This window comes from Nocardioides sp. (assembly GCF_044226765.1).
In the GTDB taxonomy this organism is placed as follows: Bacteria; Actinomycetota; Actinomycetes; order Propionibacteriales; family Nocardioidaceae; genus Nocardioides.
Map to the genome: position 1 here is coordinate 250,505 of NZ_JBGAGJ010000001.1, position 16,284 is coordinate 266,788.

Sequence of the window (16,284 nt, forward strand, 5' to 3'; positions counted from 1 at the left end):
GAGCGTCTCACCTTCACCGCTATCGCGCGGCCTGCGTTCGCCGACAAGAAACCGCACACTGCAAGGCCTGCCCACTCCAGCGCTGCGGGTGACATCACCTTTGCCAGGACCAGGCTGAGGCCCACAAGTCCGAAGACGGTGAACTGCGGCGGAGCGTTGCCACGCCGTCTTGAGGTTCGAGATCTCGGGCGCGCGCTCACGACCCTTTCGAAGACCACACCGATACCTGCACCGATGAGGACTACGAGGAGGAGTTCCCAGACTGTGGTCTCAGGGCTTGGGAGCACCCACCGGAACATGAGGAAGAGGCCAGCTACGCACACCAATACTGCGATGGCCGCCAGCGTCGGACGAGCAAATACTTCGCCATCGGCCGGTGTCTTTGCATGACGAGCCATCACAGGAGATCCATCCTCATATGACATTTCCGGGGGCTGCCTATCCGCCTCGAGCGGACGGATGGGCGGGGCTGGCGGCCCAGGCCGCCACGGGGTGCCGCCCGTCAGTGCGCCATGTCGACGAACCGTGAGTAGTGGCCCTGGAAGGCGACCGTGATGTCGCGGGTCGGGCCGTTGCGGTGCTTGGCCACGATCAGGTCGGCCTCGCCGGGGCGGGTCGACTCCTTCTCGTAGACGTCGTCGCGATGCAGCAGGATCACCATGTCGGCGTCCTGCTCCAAACTGCCGCTTTCGCGCAGGTCGGCCATCATCGGGCGCTTGTCGCCGCGCTGCTCGGGACCACGGTTGAGCTGGGAGAGCGCGATGATCGGGACCTCGAGCTCCTTGGCGAGCAGCTTGATCTGCCGGGAGAACTCCGAGACCTCCAGCTGGCGCGACTCGACCTTCTTGCCCGACGTCATCAGCTGCATGTAGTCGATGACGATCAGCTTGAGGTCGTGGCGCTGCTTGAGCCGCCGCGCCTTGGAACGGATCTCCATCATCGTCATGTTCGGCGAGTCGTCGATGAACATCGGCGCCGACGACACCTCGCCCATCTTGCGGGCCAGCTTGGCCCAGTCGTCGTCGTTCATGTTGCCGTTGCGGATGTGGTTGAGCGGCACCTTGGCCTCCGCCGACAGCAGCCGCATGGTGATCTCCGACCGCGTCATCTCCAGGCTGAAGAACACGCTGGTCAGGTTGTTGTGGATCGAGGCCGCGCGGCACAGGTCGAGGGCCAACGTCGAGTTGTGGGTGGGGATCATCGACGGCCCCGCCAGGTAGAGGTGGTCATCGTTGTCCACCTGCACGCACCGCACCGGGACGCTGTCGACACGTCGCACTGCAGTGATGTACCGACGCCCGATCCGAGCGGTGGATGCTGGGCGCTCCTCCTTGTGGAGGACGGCCTTGCGGTGAAGTCGGAAGACGTCATCGGTCGTCGAGAAGTTGAGGATGTAGCACGTCGACGTCTCCTCTGACCGCCCCTTGACCCGCTTCGTCGTCCGGCCGCACTTGTAACCGAGGCTCACCACGAGCTCGAAGACATCATCTGCGAGTCGTTTGCTGGTCACGGCGAACTGGCAGGACCCCACTCCCTTGACGACCGTGCCGTCGGTGTCCATCAGGCCGGCCAGCAGGTCCCGCCGCTGTCTCTCGGACGCTCGGAGGTAAGTGACCGGGATGTGCTTGTCGTTGAGGACACCGAGCTGACGGAGCTGAGCCTGGACGGACCCACCAGGGGCTCCCTGAGGCAGCTTCAGGCTGTAGAGCATCCCGCCCCGGTGCTCGACGAGAAGCCCGCACGCCTCGAGGAACATCGGGATCTCCTGCGTCTCGCAGGTGATGCGCGCGGAAGCGCTGTGACCGTCTCCGAGCCAGGCGCCGAGAACGTAGGGCGCAATGGGAAGCTCTCGGTCGTCCGCCAGCAACGGCGCGGAGTTGACCACTGCGTGGTTTGCACGCTGGTCGGCCGCTACGCGAACCGATGCCGCGATCTCCTCCGTCGTCACCACCGATGCGACGATGTTCTGGTTGCGCGACCGGTTGTAGTGCCGGTCCGCCGCCCACTTCGACTTGCGTGCCGCTCGGGTCTCCGTGAGCCACTGGTGCTCGGCGTCGGCCACGATCCGCGTGCCGTCGGAGAAGGCGACCTCGTAGCAGGGGCGGTCGGTCAGCACGTCGGTCGCGGCGACGACGGTGGTCGGTCGGCCCTGGGCGTCGTACAGCTGGTCACCCACCTGCACCTCGCCCATCGTCGTCCAGCCCTCGGGCGTCGGCAGCGGGGTGTCCAGCGCGAGCGCCTTGCCCATGGCGGGCCGGGCCGCGACGATGATCATCTGGCCGGCGTGCAGGCCGTTGGTGAGGTCGTCGAGGTCGGCGAAGCCGGTGGGCACGCCGTAGAGGCCGGCCTCCCGGTTGGAGATCGCCTCGATCTCGTCCAGGACGCCGTCCATGATGTCGCTGAGCGGCGAGTAGTCCTCGGTCGAGCGCTTGTCGGTGATCTTGTAGACCTCGGCCTGCGCCTCGTCGACGATGTCGTCGACCTGGCCCTCGCCCGCGTAGCCGATCTGGACGATCCGGGTGCCGGCGCCCACGAGGCGGCGCAGGATCGCCTTCTCGCGCACGATCTCGGCGTAGTAGCCGGCGTTGGCCGCGATCGGCACGTTCGCCGAGAGGGTGTGCAGGTACGGCGCTCCGCCGATGCGCAGCAGCTCGCCACGGCGCTGCAGCTCGGCGGCGACGGTGACCATGTCGACCGGCTCACCGCGGCCGTAGAGGTCGAGGACGGCGTCGAAGATCGTCTCGTGCGCGGGCCGGTAGAAGTCGACGCCGCGCAGCGACTCGGTGACGTCGGCGATGGCGTCCTTGGAGATGAGCATCGAGCCCAGCACGGACTGCTCCGCGGCCATGTCCTGCGGCGGCGTCCGGTCGCCCGGGGAGGTCGGCCGCTCGCCCGGCGCGTACGGCGCCGGGCCGTCGCCCCAGTCGTCGTACGGCGGCTCGGGGACCCCTCGCGCATCCTGGTCGGTGACGCTCACCTCGCGGACCTCCTGCTCGCACCCATCGACCCCACCTACCCGGTGCCGCCGAGGCTAGGGACACCCACCGACAGACCCTGCCGGCGACCCGGCAACCCCCGGACCGTACGCGGCCGGCCGGGCCCGGCGACAGCCCCGTATCCACACCCCCCGGGCCAGCCTGGGGAAAACGCCGAGGTGTCCCGTGGACGACACGCAGACAACTGTGCACAGCCTCTGGACCACGCTGTGGACAACCCGGGCTCCGGAGCCGCGATATCGCCCCTGACCTGCGCAGATGCTTTCCCACAGGTGTGGACCCGAGAATCCACGCCAGCATTTCGCGTTCAGGTGGTGGTCATCTGGCCGTCATCTGGCGGTTTGTCGACATCGCGCGCGGACAGCACGTTTCCACCCCGTTGTCCACAAGTGTTGATAACTAGTTCTGTACGAGACAGCCCGGCCGGGTGCCACTTACCGGGACTAGGCTCGGGTCATGGCCGCCCCGAGGGACCGCGAGATCGTCCGGCTCGCCGTCCCGGCGTTCCTCGCGCTGGTCGCCGAACCGCTCTTCCTGCTCGCCGACGCCGCCATCGTCGGCCACCTCGGCGTGGCCCAGCTGGCCGGGCTCGGCATCGCCGCCACCGTCCTGCAGACCGCCATCGGGCTCTGCGTGTTCCTCGCCTACGGGACCACCGCGGCCGTCGCCCGGAGCCTGGGCGCCGGCGACCTGCGCGCGGCGCTCGCCCACGGGATCGACGGGATCTGGCTCGCCGTGGCCGTCGGGGGCGTGGTCACGGTCGCGGGCGTGCTCCTCGCCGGCCGGCTCACCGCGCTCTTCGGGGCGGACCCCGAGGTCACCGACCCCGCGACGACGTACCTGCGGATCGCCTTCCTCGGCACCGTGCCGCTCCTGGTCGTCCTCGCGGCCACCGGCGCCCTGCGCGGGCTCCAGGACACCCGCACCCCCCTGGTCGTAGCGGTGGGCGCCAACGTGCTCAACGTCGTGCTCAACCTGGTGCTGGTCTACCCCGCGGGGCTCGGCATCGCCGGCTCGGCGCTGGGCTCGGTGCTCGCCCAGCTCGCCGGCGCCGCGGTGTTCGTCCTCGTCGTCGCCCGCGCCGCGCGCCGGCACGGCGCACCCCTGCGGCCCGATCTGCCCGGCGTCCGGGCGGCCGGCCGCTCGGGCGCGCCCCTCGTCCTCCGCACGCTCACCCTGCGGGCCGCGCTGATCGCGACGACGTACGCCGTCGTGCTCGGCGCTCACGGACCGCGGCAGCAGGCCGTCGACCTGGCGACCCACCAGCTCGCGGCGACCCTGTGGGCGTTCACCGCGTTCGTGCTCGACGCGATCGCGATCGCCGCGCAGGCCCTGACCGGCCGCGCCCTCGGGGCGGGCGAGGTGGCCGAGACCCGCGCACTGACGACGCGGATGATCCGGTGGGGCGTGGTGAGCGGCGTGGTGACCGGCGCCCTGCTCGCCGCGATCAGCCCGGCGGTCGGGCGCCTCTTCACCGGCGACGCCGCCGTGCAGGAGCTCCTGGTGCCGGTGCTGCTGGTCGCGGCGCTCGGCCAGCCGGTCGCGGGCGTGGTGTTCGTGCTCGACGGGGTCCTCATCGGCGCCGGGGACGGCCGCTACCTGGCCCGCGCCGGCGTCCTGACCCTGGTGGCCTACCTGCCCGTCGTGCTGCTCTGCGGCTGGCTCTCGGCGGGGCTGGTCGCGATCTGGGCGTCGTTCTGCGCCGTCTTCATGGGCGCCCGGCTGGTGGTGCTCCGGCACCGTGCGCGCGGCGACGCCTGGCTGGTCACCGGGGCGGCGCCGCGGCCCCAGCCCGCCTGACCGTCAACCCTCGTGACAGCACGACGGCCCGCCGGATCGCTCCGGCGGGCCGTCGTGCTGTGCTGGACTTGGTGGTGGCCTCAATGGGTCTCGACACGCGGGTCGCGACTTCGCAAGCTCAGTCGCGCCGCTCGCTCGACCACCACCATCGCATCCGCTGTCGCGGCTGCGATCAGGCCGGGATGACGTTGAGGGCCACGGTGGCCGACACGTCGTCGTGCAGCTTGACCGACACCTGGTGGGCGCCCAGCGACTTGATCGGGTTGTCGACCACGATCGTGCGCTTGTCGACCTGCTCGCCCGAGACGTCGGCGAGCGCGCCGGCGATCTCGGAGACGGTGACGGCGCCGAAGAGGCGGCCACCGGACCCGGCGCGCACCTTGACGGCCACCGGCTGGGCCTCGAGCTTGGTCTTGATCTGCTCGGCGTGGTCGAGGTCGCGGACCGCGCGGGAGGCGCGGGCGGCCTTGATCGAGTCGACGGTCTTCTCCGCGCCCCGGGTCCACTTCAGCGCGAGACCGCGCGGGACCAGGTAGTTGCGGCCGTAGCCGTCCTTCACCTCGACGACGTCGCCGGGGGCACCGAGGCCCGTGACCTCCTGGGTCAGGATGAGCTTCATGTCAGTGCCTCCTCTCAGCGGCCGGCGGACGTGTAGGGCAGCAGCGCGACCTCGCGGGCGTTCTTGACCGCCGTCGCCACGTCGCGCTGGTGCTGGACGCAGTTGCCGGTCACGCGACGCGCACGGATCTTGCCGCGGTCGGAGATGAACTTGCGGAGCAGGGCGGTGTCCTTGTAGTCGACACCGGTCGCCTTCTCCTTGCAGAACTGGCAAACCTTCTTCTTCGGCTTGCGAATCACTGCCTTGGCCATTGTGGTGCTTCCTTCCTAGAAGCCCGGCCCCACGAGTGGGTTGAGTGCCGGAATGGTTGAGGGTGTTCGGATAACTGGGTGGTGCTGGGACCAGAACGTGGTCAGAAGGGCGGCTCGTCGGAGCCGGCGCCGGGCGCGCCCCAGGGGTCGTTCGCCGGAGCGGACTGGCCGCCGCCGTACGAACCGCCCTGCTGGCCACCCTGGCCGCCGCCCTGCTGACCGCCCTGCGGGGCCGGGGTCGCCCACGGGTCGTCCCCGCCGCCGCCCTGCTGGCCGCCGCCGCCGGAGTAGCCGCCCCCACCGCCCTGACGGGTGGTGCGGGTGACCTTGGCCGTCGCGTACTTCAGCGCCGGGCCGACCTCCTCGACCTCGAGCTCGATGACGGTGCGCTTCTCGCCCTCGCGGGTCTCGTACGAGCGCTGCTTGAGGCGCCCCTGCACGATCACGCGCATGCCGCGCTGGAGGGACTCGGCGACGTTCTCCGCGGCCTGGCGCCAGACCGAGCAGGAGAGGAACAGCGCGTCGCCGTCCTTCCACTCGTTGGTCTGGCGGTCGAAGGTGCGCGGCGTCGACGCGATCCGGAAGTTCGCCACAGCCGCACCCGAGGGGGTGAAGCGCAGCTCCGGGTCGTCGACGAGGTTGCCGACCACCGTGATGACGGTCTCGCCTGCCATGGGGGCTCCTAGCCTTCAGTTCTGGCCGTGGTTCTGGTCAGAGTCGGTCCGTGGTCGTCCGACCACGCCCGCCCATCGTGGCGTCTCGCACCGACAGGCGGTAGTGGTCGTCCACAGGATCAGTGCACGTCGGGCCGGATGACCTTGGTGCGCAGGATCGACTCGTTGAGGGTGAGCTGGCGGTCGAGCTCCTTGACCGTGGCCGGCTCGGCGTTCAGCGTGATGACGGCGTAGATGCCCTCGGCGTTCTTCTTGACCTCGTAGGCCAGGCGACGCCGGCCCCACACGTCGACGGACTCGACGGTGCCGCCGTCGTTGCGGACGACGTTGAGGTACTTGTCGAGGGACCCTTCGACGGTCCGCTCCTCGATGCTGGGGTCGAGGATGACCATCACTTCATAAGCACGCACAGCGGTCTCCACCTCCTCTGGACTCAGGGCGGCCACGGACTCTCCGTGGCAGGAGGGCGATGCGTTCGCCACCCGGCGGGCCGGGCGGGCTCCCGGCGGGCACCCGTGGTGGGCACTGGACGCAGGGAACGGCTCAGGCTAGCAGCGGCGCCGGGCACCCACCGAATCCGTCGCGCCGGCCTGCACCGGCCTGGCACCGGTCCCGCCGTCGACCGTGGCCGACTTGTCGGCTTGTCCCATCGCTTGTCGGCCGAAGTTCTCGCCGACAAGCAAGGGTTTACCCGGTCGACCGGGTAAACCGGCACCGGCCGGCCCGTCCCCGGCACCACCTAGGCTGGCGGCATGAGCAGCACCAGCATCGCCGTCGGCGCCCACGTCGAGCAGACCGACCCGATCGCGGAGGCGCAGGCGCGCGGGATGACGCACGTGCAGCTCTTCCTGGGCGACCCGCAGGGGTACCAGGGGCCCGAGGTCCGGTACGCCGGCGGCGCCGACGCCCTGCGGGCCGATGCCGAGGCGGCGGGCGTCGGGCTCTACGTGCACGCCCCCTACATCGTCAACGTCGCCACCACGAACAACCGGATCCGGATCCCCAGCCGCAAGCTGCTCCAGCAGCACGCCGACGCCGCGGCGGCGATCGGCGCCCGCGGCCTGATCGTGCACGGCGGCCACGTCAACAAGGCCGACGACCCGGAGAAGGGCTTCGACAACTGGCGCAAGGCGGTCGAGGCGGTCGACCTCAAGCTGCCCCTGCTGATCGAGAACACCGCCGGCGGCGACAACGCGATGGCCCGCTACCTCGACCGCATCGGCCGGGTGTGGGACGCGATCTCGACCACCGAGCAGTTCGACCTGGTCGGCTTCTGCCTCGACACCTGCCACGCCCACGCCGGCGGCAACAGCCTGGAGACCGTGGTCGACGACGTGCTGGCGATCACCGGGCGCATCGACCTCGTGCACTGCAACGACAGTCGCGACGAGTTCGACTCCGGCGCCGACCGGCACGCCAACCTCGGCGCCGGCAAGGTCGACCCCGGCCTGCTGGCCGCGGTGGTCCGCGACGCCGGCGCCCCCGTGGTGCTCGAGACCCCGGGCGGGGCGGCCGAGCACACCGCCGACGCCGCCTGGCTCCGCGAGCGATTGTGACGCGGCGGAGCCGCTGACCGCCGAGTCGGCGCCACTGCAGGTCTGAGAACGGCCGAGTCGGCGCCACTGCAGGTCCGTCCCCCAGCATTCGCGCCGACTCAGGGCCCTGGGGAGCAGCACTCGCGCCGACTCGGCGTCCCCGGCGTCTGCAGTCGCGCCGACTCGGCACCGCTCACAGGGGCCCCACAGACAGGACACACCGCGGCGACGGGTGAGCCCACGAGCGTGGGGGCATGACCACCGCGACCCTCACCGAGCGCCCAGCCCCCGCGCCCCTGGCCCCTCCCCCGACCGCCCCCGACCGTTGGTACCCCCCGGCGCTCGCGGGCCTCCTGGCCGGCACGGCGGTCCTCTACCTGTGGGGGCTGGGTGAGTCCGGCTGGGCCAACAGCTTCTACAGCGCCGCGGTGCAGGCCGGGTCGGAGTCGTGGAAGGCGTTCTTCTTCGGCTCCTCCGACGCCGCCAACAGCATCACCGTCGACAAGACCCCGCTCGCGCTGTGGCCGATGGCGCTCAGCGTCCGGGTCTTCGGGCTGTCGTCCTGGTCGATCCTGGTGCCGCAGGCGATCGAGGGCGTGCTGGCGGTCTGGCTGCTCGTCGCGACGGTACGACGCACCACCCGCTCCTCGGCCGCGGGCCTGCTCGCCGGGGCCTGCCTGGCGCTGACCCCGGTCGCCGTGCTGATGTTCCGGTTCAACAACCCCGACGCGATGCTCGTGCTGCTGCTGGTCGCCTCCGTCTATGCGACCCTCCGCGCGATCGAGTCCGGGGTCCGGCACCCCGTCCGCTGGCTGGCGCTGGCCGGAGCCCTGGTCGGGCTGGCGTTCCTCACCAAGATGATGCAGGCCTTCCTGGTGTTGCCCGCCCTGGCGCTGGTCTACCTGGTCGCCGGCCAGCCGCGGGTGCTCCGGCGGCTCGGGCACCTGCTGGTCGCCTTCGGGGCGATGGTCGCCGCCGCCGGCTGGTGGGTCGCGATCGTCTCGCTCTGGCCGGCCGACAGCCGCCCCTACATCGGCGGCTCGCAGGACAACTCGATCCTGGAGCTGACCCTCGGCTACAACGGCTTCGGCAGGCTCACCGGCGACGAGACCGGCTCGGTGGGCGGCGGCGGTGCCGGTGGACCGGGTGGCGGCGGTCCGGGCGGCTCGATGTGGGGTCAGACCGGCATCACCCGGCTCCTCGACGGCGAGGTCGGCGGGCAGATCGCCTGGCTGCTTCCCTCGGCGCTGGTCCTGCTGGTGGCCGGCCTCTGGCTGACCCGGCGCGCACCGCGCACCGACCGGGCCCGGGCCGGTCTCGTCGTGTGGGGCGGCTGGCTGCTGGTGACCGGCCTGACCTTCAGCTTCATGGCCGGGATCTTCCACGCCTACTACACCGTCGCCCTGGCGCCGGCGATCGCCGCGCTCGTCGGCATCGGGGCGGCCCTGGTCTGGCAGCACCGTCGCTCGCCGGTCGCCGCGGCGGCCGCTGCCCTGGCCGTCGCCGCGGCCGCGGTCACCGGGTTCGTCCTGCTCGGCCGCAGCGCGGACTTCGTGCCCTGGCTGCGATGGCTGGTGCTCGTGCTCGGCCTGGGGTCGGCGACCGTGCTGGCGGTGCTGCGCTGGCTGCCCCGGCGGGCCGCGCTCGCCGCCGCCGCGGTGGCGGTGGTGGCGTCGCTGGCCGGCCCGACGGCGTACGCCGTGCAGACCGCGTCGACCGCGCACACCGGCTCGATCGTCACGGCCGGTCCGGCGGTGAGCTCCGGCGGACCGGGCGGCATGGGTGGGCCCGGTGGTCGGCCCGGCGGCGGCTTCGGCGGACCGCCCGGGATGCAGCAGGGCCAGCAGGGCCTGCCCGGGGGCACCCAGGGCGGCCTGCCGCAGGGGATGCCCCAGGGCATGCCGCAAGGGATGCCGCAGGGCGCCCAGCAGGGGTCGCCACAGGGCGGCCAGCAGGGGATGCCGGGCGGCGCGGGCGGGCCCGGCGGCCTGCTCCAGGGCAGCGAGCCGAGCGCCGAGCTGACCGCCCTGCTGGAGCAGGACGCGGACTCCTACACCTGGGTCGCGGCGGCGGTGGGGTCCAACGCGGCCTCCGGCTACCAGCTCGCCACGCAGGAGCCGGTGATGGCCATCGGCGGGTTCAACGGGTCGGACCCGAGCCCGACGCTGGCCCAGTTCCAGCAGTACGTCGCGGACGGCGAGGTGCACTGGTTCATCGGCGGCGGCGGCTTCGGCCCGTCGATGGGCGGGAGCGGCGCCGGCAGCGCCATCGCCTCCTGGGTCGAGCAGAACTTCGAGGCCACCACCGTCGACGGGGTCACCGTCTACGACCTGTCGTCGGGGACGACCACGGCGGTGTCGTCGTGACCGCCGAGACCAGCCCCGAGTCGATGACCGGGACGGTGACCCTCGACGTGGTGATCCCGGTCTACAACGAGGAGCGCGACCTGGCCGCCTCGGTCGACCGGGTGCTCGAGCACCTGCGGACGCTGCCGTGGTCCTACCGGGTCACCATCGCCGACAACGCGAGCACGGACGGCACGGCGATCATCGCCCGCCGCCTGGCCCACACCCACGAGCACGTGGAGGTGGTCCACCTGGCCGAGAAGGGGCGGGGCCGCGCGCTCAAGCGGGTGTGGAGCGGGTCGGACGCCGCGGTCCTGGTCTACATGGACGTCGACCTCTCGACCGACCTCAACGCGCTCCTGCCGCTGGTGGCCCCGCTGCTCAGCGGCCACTCCGACCTCGCGATCGGCACCCGCCTCGGCCGCGGGTCGCGGGTGGACCGCGGCCCGAAGCGCGAGGTGATCTCGCGGTGCTACAACCTGCTGCTGCGCGGCACGCTGCGCGCCCGGTTCAGCGACGCGCAGTGCGGGTTCAAGGCGATCCGCGCCGACGTCGCCCGCGAGGTGCTGCCGATGGTCGAGGACGACCACTGGTTCTTCGACACCGAGCTGCTCGTCCTGGCCGAGCGCGCGGGGCTGCGGATCCACGAGGTCCCGGTGGACTGGGTCGACGACCCGGACAGCCGGGTCGACATCGTGCGGACCGCGGTTGACGACCTGCGCGGGATCGCCCGGCTCGGCCGGGCCCTGGTCACCGGCCGGCTGCCGGTCAAGGACGTCGCCGAGCGACTCGGCCGGGCCTCGGCCGACGCCGGGGAGGGCCGGATCGGCCTGCAGGTGGCGATGTTCGCGATCGTCGGCGTCGCCTCCACGGTCGCGTACGCCGTCCTCTACCTGCTGCTCGCCGGGCCGTTCGGTGCCTTCACGGCCAACCTGCTCGCGCTGCTGCTCACCGCGGTCGGCAACACGGCGGCCAACCGGCGGCTGACCTTCGGCGTGCGGGGCCGGGCGGGTGTCGTCCGTCACCAGCTGCGGGGGCTGCTGGTCTTCGCGGTCGGCCTCGGGGTCACCACCGGGTCGTTGTGGCTGCTGCAGGCGACCGGCTCGACCGGGCGCACCCTGGAGGTGCTGGTGCTGACGGTGGCCAACCTCGCCGTCACCGTGATGCGGTTCGTGGCGATGCGCAGCTGGGTCTTCGTGCGGCGGCGGCGGTCAGCCGACCTGCACGAGCAGGTCGCGGACCTCGCCTGACCCCGGGCGGTCGACGCGGCTGCGCACCAGCCGCAGCGGCTGCGGTCCCGTGGCGGCGCCGTGGAAGGCGAGGAAGTGGAAGCCGTAGTCGCCGACCTCGAGCGGCACCAGGTGGGCGGGCAGCTCCTCCACCTGCCAGCGGCTCAGCCCCAGGCCCCGACGACGGAAGCGGACCTCGAGCCGGCCGCCGGCCGGGATCCGGACGACCTCGCCCGGCTTCGGGTCGCGCAGGATGTGGTGCGGTGTCCTCTGGCTCATGCCACCCAGGAGCGCCTGGCCGGCCCCCTGATACACCGGCCGGGCTGAAGCCTCAGCCGTAGCAGGTCAGCGGCACCGGGGCGGTGCCGGCGGAGACGGCCGGCACCGCCGCGGCCAGCGCGACCGCGGGCTCCTCCCCGGAGGCGAGCCGTTCGTGGACGGCTACGAGGACGTCGTACGCCGCCGCGTCGTTGACGGCCGCCGGTGACGCGACCACGCAGCGGGCGCCCGCGTGCAGCCAGGCGGTGGTCATGCCGAGCAGCTCGTCACCCCAGCGGACCGTCGACCGGCCGACCTCGCAGGCCGACAGCAGCACGACGTCGGGCACCTGCCGGAGCCGGTCGACGTCGTAGCCGAACCACGGCCCGTCGGCGAGCTGGAGGCCGGAGAAGAGCGGGTTCTCCGCCGAGTGGCGGCCGTGGGCGGCGACGTGCAGGACGTCCACCGAGCCCGCGAGGCCCGAGACCCCGGCCGCGGTCGCATCGGACCCGGTCAGGACCCGCGCGCCGTCCCACTCCTTCGCGGCGGCCGTGACCTCGTCCTCGGCGCGGGCCACCCGGGGGCCGGCGACGAACCCCGCGGTCGCGGTGCGCAGGGGGGTGGCGCGCCGGGCGAGCCAGCTCGTCGCCGACTGCGCGACCGTGACCGGCCGGCCGGTGAACCCCGGCAGCAGCGTCCACGGCACCCCGGCGAGCACCCCGGACGGCGTCAGCACCACGGCCCGGTCGCCGACCGTGCCGAGCACCGGGCCCACGAGCAGGTCGGCGATCGCCGCCAGCCGCGCGGCCAGCTCGGCGCGCACGAAGCCCGCCATCGGCTCGGGCAGGTCCGAGCCCGCCACGTCCAGGTCGGGCAGCAGCCCACCGAGCAGCGCGTCGAGCGGACCCCGGTCGCCGAGGTCGACCCACGTCACGTCGGCCGCGGTCACGACCAGCGCGACCAGCCGGCCGTCTGCGACGACGTACGCCGTCAGGGCGGTGCCGTCGCCGAGGCCCGATCGCAGCCCGTCGAGCGTGACCGGGTCGGCGACCTCCCCCGAGCCCCGGTGCTGCCAGGCGCGCTCCCGCACCCGCTGCCGTAGCGCGGCCTCCCGACCGGCGTCGCGCGGCCCGCCCTCGGCGGCGATCGCGCGCAGCTCGGCGAGGTCGGCCACGATCTGCTCGTCCTCCGGCGCCTGCACGGGCTGCACCCGGCTGGCCAGCATCCGCGCCCGCTCCGACCACTCCAGCAGGACCTCGGGCCGCCCCGACCCGACCGCGAGCGCCAGCCCGCGCGCGGCGAGGCGGACGCCGCGCCCGGCCACGCCGGTCTGCAGGTCCAGCGACCCGAAGGAGCTCTGCCAGGCGTGCAGGTCGTCGAGCCCCGCACGCAGGTGCTGCAGCGCGCTCGCCCGCCGGCCGCTCGCGGCCGCGAGCTCGGCTCGCACGTCGCGGTCGAGCAGACGGACCACGAGCGGCGCGCCCGGCCCCGGACGGGGCGGTGCTCCGGGCGCAGGTGCGCGCCCGGACAGCTGACGGCGCGTGGCCGCTGCCGTCGCGTGCAGCCGCAGCATGGTCGCCGACCACCGCATGTCCTGCTCGTCGAGCTCGGCCGCGAGCAGCTCGGCTCTGCCCAGCGCACCCGGCCCGAGCCGACCGAGCTCGAGCTCGGCGGCGAGTGCGATCGCCCGGGCCCGGGTCGCCATGGCGTGCGTCCCTGCGGCCTGGAAGTGCCGGGCCGCCGCCCGCGCGGTGGTGCGAGCCAGCTCGGGCGCCAGGTCGAGACGCGCCCGTGCCAGGGCGAGCTCCGCCTCGGCCTGCCGCCTCCGCAACCGGCGGGAGCCGTACGCCCGGGCGCTCGCGGCGAGCTCCGTCGTGCCCTCGTCCACCAGCCCAGCCGCGAGGAGCACCTCGGCCCGGTCCTGGTCGCAGGTCGCCTCGCTCACCGCGCTGAGCGGCGCCAGCACGGGCCGAGCCCGGTCCATCGCAGCCAGGGCGCCGACCAGGTCCCCCGCAAGCATCAGGCTGTATCCCAGGTTGTGGTCGGCCATCGCCGCCTCGACGTCCGCACCTGCGGCCACGAGTGGCTCACGCGCGGCTTGGAAGTCCCTGCTCGCGGCGGCGATGTCGTTCTGCTGGAGGTAGACGCCTCCACGGTTCAGGTAGCCCCGACCGATCACCTCGGACGCGGCGTCGCGGGTGATCGATGCGGACAGGTCGGCGATCGCCTCAGCGTTCCGGCCCGCGAGCATGTGGAGCAGGCCCCGCTGTCCGTGCACGGCCGCCCGCGTCGGCGGCGCCAGCCCGGGGCGGGCCAGCGCCGCATCGCACCAGCCCAGCGCGGTGTCACGATCTCCGGTCTCGGACTCGACGTACGCCAGGCTCGTCTCGATCCTCGCCGACAGGTCAGGGTCGTCGGTGGCGGAGCGAGCCTGCTCCAGGAGCTGCCGGGCGCGGGCCAGCCGGCCGGCGTTGATCGCCGCGACCCCGTCGTCGTGGAGCCTGGTCGCCGAGCGCATCGGCTTAGTGTGAACGCAGACCGGTCAGCTCCTCCACCACGGACCAGGTGCGCGCTATCCGCGTGGCCGGGTCGGTCGACTCCTCGAGCTCGCAGCCGAGTCGGGCCGCCACCTGGCCGGCCAGGAGCGGCGCAGCGAATGAGGTCCCGCTCCAGAGCCCGAATCCGCCGCGGTAGTCGTCGGGGTCGATCGACTCGCGCACCCGGCCGAAGGCCGTCGTCCGGGCCACTGGTTGGAGGCCGCCCTGGAACCGCGGCATCGTGCTCAGGAGCGCCGCGCCGGGCACGTAGGCACTCACCCAAGGCCCGGTGTTCGTGAACAGGGCGTCCGAGCGACCGTTGGGGTTGAGGGCCCCCACCGAGACGACGGGCAGGTGGTCGGGCGTCGCGGCGAACGGGCCAGCCCCGTCGGCCCAGGGTGCGAAGGCTGCGGGGAAGCTCGGACGACTCGTCGCGTCGTTGCCAGCGGAGACCACGACCAGGGTCCCGTTCCTCGAGAGCGCCTCGAGGATCGTTGAGAGCGTCGGGTCGAAGAGCTCGTCCTCCGGAGTCTCGTGGTAGTAGCCCATCGACAGGCTGAGGACGTCGATGACGCGACCGCCCGGCTCGCCGGCCTGACCACGGCGCGCGAGCTCGGCGATCTGTGCCAGCGTGGCAACCAGGTCGGACTCCACGATCGGGCCCGCCGAGGGCACGACGCGCCAGCACAGGATGTCCGCGTCCGGGCACGCCTGGTGCACGAGCCCGGCGATGAACGTCCCGTGTCCGGACAGCGGGTCGATCATCCCGTCGAGCTGGCCGAGCAGGTCGCCGTGCAGCTCAGGGTCCGACACCGGGTCGTCGTAGCCGATGCTGAGCCCACCCAGCCCGACGCCCTTGATGACGGCCGCGTCCAGCCACGGGTGGCTCGCGCAGCCGGTGTCCAGGACGGCTACCACCGGGCGGCGCCCGGGGACCTGCTGGCGTCGCACAGGTGCAGGTCCCACGTAGGCGACCGGTTGACGCCCTCCTGAGCCGGCGACGGCATAGGTCGCGACCGGCATCGAGGCCTCCCCCACGGCCGGGTTGCTGGCGTGGAACGGGTTGCTGGCGTGGAACGGGTTGCTCGCATGGAATGGGTTGCTCGCATGGAACGGGTCGGACTCCAGGTCTGCGGCGAAGACGACGTGGTCGAGGCCGACGCCGCGCACCGCGTCCACACCGAACTGTGCCCGCGTCTGCTGCAGCAGCGTCCAGCCGTCCGGGGCGATGGCGGCGCGGTCGGATGCGACCTCGATCGTCACGGTGCGCACCCCGAACTCGAGCCTGGCCGTCCGCCGATCCTCCGGCTGCAGCGTGACGGACCAGCCCAGACGCGCGGCGACGTAGGACAGCACCTCGAGCGCCCCGTCGACGTCGACCGACTTCGAGATCGTCAGGCGGGGACCGACGTACACCGTGGGGCGAGGGGTCACTCCCTTGACCACGAGCGCCGTGGCCGGGTCCAGCACCCGCCCCTGCACCGTGGCGATGCTGTCCCTGGGCGGCGGGCCCGGGTCCCGGTCGAGCGGCTTGCGGGGGGTCGGCTTCTGGTCCGGCTGCTGCTCCATCGGGCTCCCTAGATCTCGAAGGTCGGGGTGGCGAACGCCGGGCGGTCGGTGTCGTGCGGCTCCAGGCGCAGGCGCAGCAGCCCGAGCGGCAGGCCGGTCAGCTCGAAGCGCCCGCCCTCGCTGACGACCGCGGCGTGCGGCGTCGGGCGGTCGCCGGGCAGGGCGCGCACCGTCATCGGCTCCGGCGGCACGATCCAGCCGTCCACGCGGGAGCTGTCGCCGTCGACGGCCACCCGCAGCAGCAGGTCGGTGTCGCCGTGCACGAAGCGCAGCGTGTACGACGACGAACCCCTCGCCCCGACCAGCTCGGTCGCCCGGTCGACCAGCTCCATCAGCTCGACGTCGATGTCGGAGGCGGCCAGCGCCGCGGCGGCCTGCATCGCCGCGACCAGGTGGTCGGGCACGGGGTCCTGGCGCTCCCACACGTCGCGCACGATGCCCAGGAGGGCGTCCCTGCTCAGCTCGCTCATC

The 16,284-nt window shown here is 72.7% G+C and carries 13 protein-coding genes; 4 read left to right on the forward strand and 9 right to left on the reverse strand.

What is annotated here, in order from left to right; translation table 11 throughout:
- Positions 1 to 502: 502 nt before the first annotated feature.
- Positions 503 to 2,848, reverse strand: coding sequence for a replicative DNA helicase (dnaB, locus tag ACILRH_RS01205; RefSeq protein ID WP_395691197.1), 2,346 nt, complete (start codon positions 2,846 to 2,848; stop codon positions 503 to 505).
- Between the two features lie 604 nt (positions 2,849 to 3,452).
- Here dnaB and ACILRH_RS01210 point away from each other — a divergent pair.
- The gene (locus ACILRH_RS01210; RefSeq protein WP_395690309.1) at positions 3,453 to 4,796 is read left to right on the forward strand and encodes an MATE family efflux transporter; all 1,344 of its coding nucleotides are present in this window, start codon (positions 3,453 to 3,455) and stop codon (positions 4,794 to 4,796) included.
- Positions 4,797 to 4,968: 172 nt separating this feature from the next.
- Here the strand turns inward: ACILRH_RS01210 and rplI are convergent, their stop codons facing one another.
- From rplI to rpsF, 4 genes are all read right to left on the reverse strand, one after another.
- Positions 4,969 to 5,415, reverse strand: coding sequence for a 50S ribosomal protein L9 (gene rplI / locus ACILRH_RS01215; protein WP_395690310.1), 447 nt, complete (start codon positions 5,413 to 5,415; stop codon positions 4,969 to 4,971).
- Positions 5,416 to 5,429: 14 nt separating this feature from the next.
- Complete coding sequence (gene rpsR / locus ACILRH_RS01220; protein WP_395690311.1) at positions 5,430 to 5,666, reverse strand: 30S ribosomal protein S18; 237 nt, start codon at positions 5,664 to 5,666, stop codon at positions 5,430 to 5,432.
- 101 nt (positions 5,667 to 5,767) lie between these two features.
- Positions 5,768 to 6,340, reverse strand: a complete 573-nt coding sequence (locus ACILRH_RS01225; RefSeq protein WP_395690312.1) for a single-stranded DNA-binding protein — start codon at positions 6,338 to 6,340, stop codon at positions 5,768 to 5,770.
- Positions 6,341 to 6,459: 119 nt separating this feature from the next.
- Positions 6,460 to 6,750 (reverse strand): 30S ribosomal protein S6, encoded by a 291-nt coding sequence (gene rpsF / locus ACILRH_RS01230; RefSeq protein WP_395690313.1) that lies wholly within the window; start codon positions 6,748 to 6,750, stop codon positions 6,460 to 6,462.
- A 342-nt stretch (positions 6,751 to 7,092) separates the two neighbouring features.
- Between rpsF and ACILRH_RS01235 the strand changes: the two genes are divergently transcribed.
- From ACILRH_RS01235 to ACILRH_RS01245, 3 genes are all read left to right on the forward strand, one after another.
- Positions 7,093 to 7,896: a deoxyribonuclease IV gene (locus tag ACILRH_RS01235; protein ID WP_395690314.1), complete on the forward strand. Its 804-nt coding sequence runs from the start codon at positions 7,093 to 7,095 to the stop codon at positions 7,894 to 7,896.
- A gap of 233 nt (positions 7,897 to 8,129) precedes the next feature.
- A complete protein-coding gene (locus ACILRH_RS01240) occupies positions 8,130 to 10,241 on the forward strand; it encodes an ArnT family glycosyltransferase (RefSeq protein ID WP_395690315.1) in 2,112 nt (703 codons plus the stop codon).
- Positions 10,238 to 11,470, forward strand: coding sequence for a glycosyltransferase (locus tag ACILRH_RS01245; RefSeq protein ID WP_395690316.1), 1,233 nt, complete (start codon positions 10,238 to 10,240; stop codon positions 11,468 to 11,470). Before ACILRH_RS01240 ends, ACILRH_RS01245 begins: the two co-directional genes overlap by 4 nt.
- Here ACILRH_RS01245 and ACILRH_RS01250 read toward each other — a convergent pair.
- Genes ACILRH_RS01250 through ACILRH_RS01265 form a run of 4 tightly spaced genes read right to left on the reverse strand, consistent with a single transcriptional unit; the run spans position 11,432 to position 16,283 of the window.
- On the reverse strand, positions 11,432 to 11,728 hold the full coding sequence (locus ACILRH_RS01250) for a hypothetical protein (RefSeq protein WP_395690317.1): 297 nt from the start codon (positions 11,726 to 11,728) through the stop codon (positions 11,432 to 11,434). The genes ACILRH_RS01245 and ACILRH_RS01250 overlap by 39 nt on opposite strands.
- Positions 11,729 to 11,780: 52 nt before the next feature.
- Positions 11,781 to 14,225: a CHAT domain-containing protein gene (locus ACILRH_RS01255; RefSeq protein WP_395690318.1), complete on the reverse strand. Its 2,445-nt coding sequence runs from the start codon at positions 14,223 to 14,225 to the stop codon at positions 11,781 to 11,783.
- Positions 14,226 to 14,229: 4 nt separating this feature from the next.
- Positions 14,230 to 15,813 (reverse strand): S8 family peptidase, encoded by a 1,584-nt coding sequence (locus ACILRH_RS01260; RefSeq protein ID WP_395690319.1) that lies wholly within the window; start codon positions 15,811 to 15,813, stop codon positions 14,230 to 14,232.
- Positions 15,814 to 15,821: 8 nt separating this feature from the next.
- Entirely contained in the window at positions 15,822 to 16,283 is a 462-nt protein-coding gene (locus ACILRH_RS01265; RefSeq protein ID WP_395690320.1) for a hypothetical protein, read from the reverse strand.
- Position 16,284 lies beyond the last annotated feature (1 nt).